Origin of the sequence: Chitinophaga sp. (assembly GCF_036569125.1) — a bacterium.
GTDB lineage: Bacteria > Bacteroidota > Bacteroidia > Chitinophagales > Chitinophagaceae > Chitinophaga.
The window spans coordinates 1-3,811 of sequence record NZ_DATCRF010000271.1 but is presented as its reverse complement, the minus strand read 5'-3'; the positions used below and the strand labels follow the sequence as shown (position 1 = coordinate 3,811).

Sequence of the window (3,811 nt, the reverse complement as noted above, 5' to 3'; positions counted from 1 at the left end):
ACGCTTACCGTTACACAATCCGGCACCTATTCCGTAACCGTAGCCAACGACTGCGGACAGGCCTCCGACGAAATAAACGTGAACTTCACTGTTTGCGATCCTAAACCGGTATTTGCCAATGCCTTCTCCCCTAACGGCGATGGTATTAACGACCGTTTCAGACCGGTAACGCAACGCGGTATGATGTACGGCTACCTGCTGCGCATTTACAACCGCTGGGGACAGCTGGTGTACAGCGATTCAGACCCCAGGAAAGGCTGGGATGGCTCTATGAACAACACATCTCATCAGGCGAATGTAGGCACCTACATTTGGTGGGTAACCTATACCAAAGACCTGAAAGAGCCGCCGGTGATCCTGAATGGCCTGGTGAACGTGGTTAAGTAAACTCTCAGATGCAGACATAAAAAAGAAAGGAGCTCGTAATGAGCTCCTTCTTTTATTTAAAGCAATGTTTGCTGATTATATTAATACAATAACCGCGTTTTGATGGTATGCTTTACTTCTTTCAGCGCGGCAAAAGCATCCTGCGATAATTGTGTATCTACGTCCAGCACCACATAACCTATCTGCTCGTTTGTTTTCAGGTACTGGCCCAGGATGTTGATCTTCTTTGCGGATAAAGCGGTATTGATCTCAGACAGCACGCCCGGCACGTTCTGGTGAATGTGCAGGATGCGGTGCGTGTTTTCCACCGCTGATATGCTGATGGCAGGTACGGTATGAGAGCCAAAGCTGGCGCCCTTTTCCAGGTAGTTCAGCATTTTGCTGCTCACATCCAGCCCAATGTTATGCTGCGCTTCTTCTGTGCTGCCGCCGATATGCGGCGTTAAGATCACGTTAGGCAGGTTTTGCAGCGGTGTGCTAAAGGCTGCGCCGTTCTTTTCCGGTTCTACGGGAAATACGTCAATGGCTGCGCCGGAAAGCTGCCCGCTTACTAAGGCATCTTTCAGGGCATCCAGGTCCACCACTTCGCCACGGGCGTAGTTGATGAAAATAGCGCCTTTCTTAACGTCTTTCAGCGTTTCTGCATTGATCATATTGCTGGTGGTCCTGGTAGAGGGTACATGCAGGGAAATAATGTCGGCCTGGGAAAACAGGTCCTTCAGGGTTTTCTGCTGTACAGCATTTCCCAGCGGCAGCTTGGTTTCCACATCATAGTACATTACGTTCATGCCCATAGATTCGGCCAGCACGCTTACCTGGCTGCCAATGTTGCCATAGCCTACAATGCCCAGCGTTTTACCCCTGAGCTCATAGCTGCCGGCAGCTTCTTTTTTCCACACACCTTCATGTGCGGCTTTGTTCTTATCAGGAATACGGCGTATCAGCATAATAGACAAACCTATTACCAGCTCGGCTACCGAACGGGTATTTGAATAGGGCGCATTAAATACTGCAATGCCGTGCTCTTTTGCATTCTTCAGATCTACCTGGTTGGTGCCGATACAAAAGCAGCCAATGGCCTGCAGCTTTTTAGCTGCGGCCAGCACCTTAGCGGTGATCTGCGTTTTGGACCGGATACCCAGTAAATGCACATCCTTGATCTCGCTGATCAATTGCTCCTCGCCCAATGCCCCCGACAGCCGGCGGGTATTTACATAGCCCGCGTGCGTAAACTCTGCCACAGCAGCATCACTGATGTTCTCCAGCAAGAGGATATTGATCTTTTCTTTTGGATAGCTTGTCAACTTCTGCTCCATATATATAGTATTATTAATGCGTACGTTGTGTATTCGCAATTGGCTTAATAATTGTGGTTTAGGGCTAAAACAAGGTGCAAACCTAACAGAAGTCTGGCAAAAATCAAACAGGGGTTCCGGCAAATTTGATATTGTCAAAAAATATGCTGTAGTTTGCTTCGTTTTTAGAATATTATTCACCATTATTGCTAAAAAGAGGGAAAGCTCCGGGCTTTCTTTTATATTTTATAGTCTATTAGTTGTCATTGTTCAATGAAGCGATTGAAAGTTTTTGTTTATATTTTGACCATATCCGGTATTGCATTATACATTTCCGGATGCCAGAGCAACGCGGCGCGAGAAAAAAAGTCCCTCAACACACCAGCAGAAGCGGTATATGATCTTGAAGAAACTGCTGCTGAAAAAGCAGCCATTCTCAACTCTCCCACTACCAAAAGGCAACAGGCAGAACTTTCTGACTTCTTTTCCCATAAATTATTAAGGACAGGTTTTAACGGCGCCATGCTGGTAGCCAAGAAAGGTGTAACGATCTTTGAACAGTACCATGGTATCGAAGATTACCAGAGCAAAATGCTGATCGGCGAAAGCTCCTCCTTCCAGCTGGCATCTGTATCCAAAACCTTTACGGGTATGGGTATTCTGTGGTTAATGGAGCGCGGGCAGCTAAGCCTGGAAGATACGCTGCAGCGCTACTTCCCTACCTTCCCTTATATGGGCATTACCATTCGCATGCTGCTGAACCACCGTAGCGGCCTGCCCAACTACTTATACTTCAGCGACAGCCTGTGGCGGAACCAGGATATTTTTCTTACCAATGCGGAGCTGCTGCGTATGATGGAGCAGCATAAACCACCGGTACAACATCAGCCCAACACCCATTTCCAGTATTGCAATACCAACTTTGCGCTGCTGGCTTCTATTATTGAAAGGGTAAGCGGGCAAAAGTACCCGGACTTTATGCGGCATACCTTTTTTGAGCCGCTGGGTATGACGAACACCTTTGTTTTTGACCCTACCAGTACAAAGCGGCCGCACCAGACCACCAGCCATAAATACAACCTGCGCCCTGAACCGGACACTTACCTGGATGGCGTTTTTGGTGATAAAGGCATATACAGCACCGCACAGGATATGCTGAAATGGGACCAGGCTTTGTACACCGGCTTCTTTAAACCGGAAACCCTGCAGCAGGCCTTTACCCCTTACAGCAATGAGAAACCGGGCGTGCGCAATTACGGCCTGGGCTGGCGTTTAATGATAAACCCCGACAGCAGTAAGATTATATATCATAACGGCTGGTGGCATGGTAATAATACCGTGTTCTGCCGGCTGGTGCAGGATAGCACTACCATTATTATTTTAGGCAATAAATACGACCGCGGTATTTACCAGGCAGTAAAACCGATCCGTGCTATCATGGGGCATGGAGATGGAGACGAAGAAGGGGAAGAATAATAATGTGCAGATGTGTAAATATGCAGATGTGCAGATGAAAAAGAATGTGCTGATGTGCTGGTATATGTTGTTTAATGATATTTGATTAATCTAAGAGAAAGGTCTGGATCAATGATCCGGACCTTTTTATAATGTAATGGTCTTTAACATATACCAGCACATCAGCACATTTAACAACATAATTCAATCCATCTGCACATTCGCATATTTGCACATCTGCACATTTATCCGTGTTTCCTGTTCGGCAGTACATTCTCCCGGGTCCAGGTGATCTTACCACTGAAATTTTCTTTACGTACGGGGCATTCCATCAGCTGGCAGTAGTGGCAACACACCGGCAGGCAGGGATCTGCATGGATAAAGAACTCAACTTCACTATTGGGGAATTCCTGGTTCACCAGCTTTTCCACCGCTTTCAGCTGATCATGCGCCTGGCTTAGCTCCAGGTAATAAGGTAAGGTAATATGGCAATCGATATGATAATTATTGCCGTATTGCTGTACACGCATATTGTGCACATCTATCCAGGCAGGCCGGCGGTGTTGGTTCAGGATGTTAATGACCTGGTCTATCACCTGCATATCGGTTTCATCCATCAGCCCGGATATAGAGCGGCGCAGCAGCTGGTAGCCTTTGCGCAGGATCAGGATGCC

At 47.3% G+C, this 3,811-nt stretch carries 4 protein-coding genes; 2 read left to right on the top strand and 2 right to left on the bottom strand.

The genetic code is table 11. From position 1 onward, the window contains the following. On the top strand, positions 1-387 hold a 387-nt coding region (locus tag VIM87_RS10035), incomplete at its 5' end, for a gliding motility-associated C-terminal domain-containing protein (RefSeq protein WP_331996864.1). An 80-nt stretch (positions 388-467) separates the two neighbouring features. Here VIM87_RS10035 and serA read toward each other — a convergent pair. After that, the gene (gene serA, locus VIM87_RS10030; protein ID WP_331996863.1) at positions 468-1,703 is read right to left on the bottom strand and encodes a phosphoglycerate dehydrogenase; all 1,236 of its coding nucleotides are present in this window, start codon (positions 1,701-1,703) and stop codon (positions 468-470) included. Positions 1,704-1,964: 261 nt separating this feature from the next. Here serA and VIM87_RS10025 point away from each other — a divergent pair, with 261 nt between their 5' ends. Then, positions 1,965-3,158 (top strand): serine hydrolase domain-containing protein, encoded by a 1,194-nt coding sequence (locus VIM87_RS10025; RefSeq protein ID WP_331996862.1) that lies wholly within the window; start codon positions 1,965-1,967, stop codon positions 3,156-3,158. Between the two features lie 224 nt (positions 3,159-3,382). Here VIM87_RS10025 and VIM87_RS10020 read toward each other — a convergent pair. Continuing rightward, a partial coding sequence (locus tag VIM87_RS10020) for a cation diffusion facilitator family transporter (RefSeq protein WP_331996861.1) occupies positions 3,383-3,811 on the bottom strand: 429 nt, incomplete at its 5' end.

Excerpts from the sequence above, each read along its gene's own strand:
- serA (WP_331996863.1), bottom strand. The coding sequence starts at position 1,703 with ATGGAGCAGAAGTTGACAAGCTATCCAAAAGAAAAGATCAATATCCTC.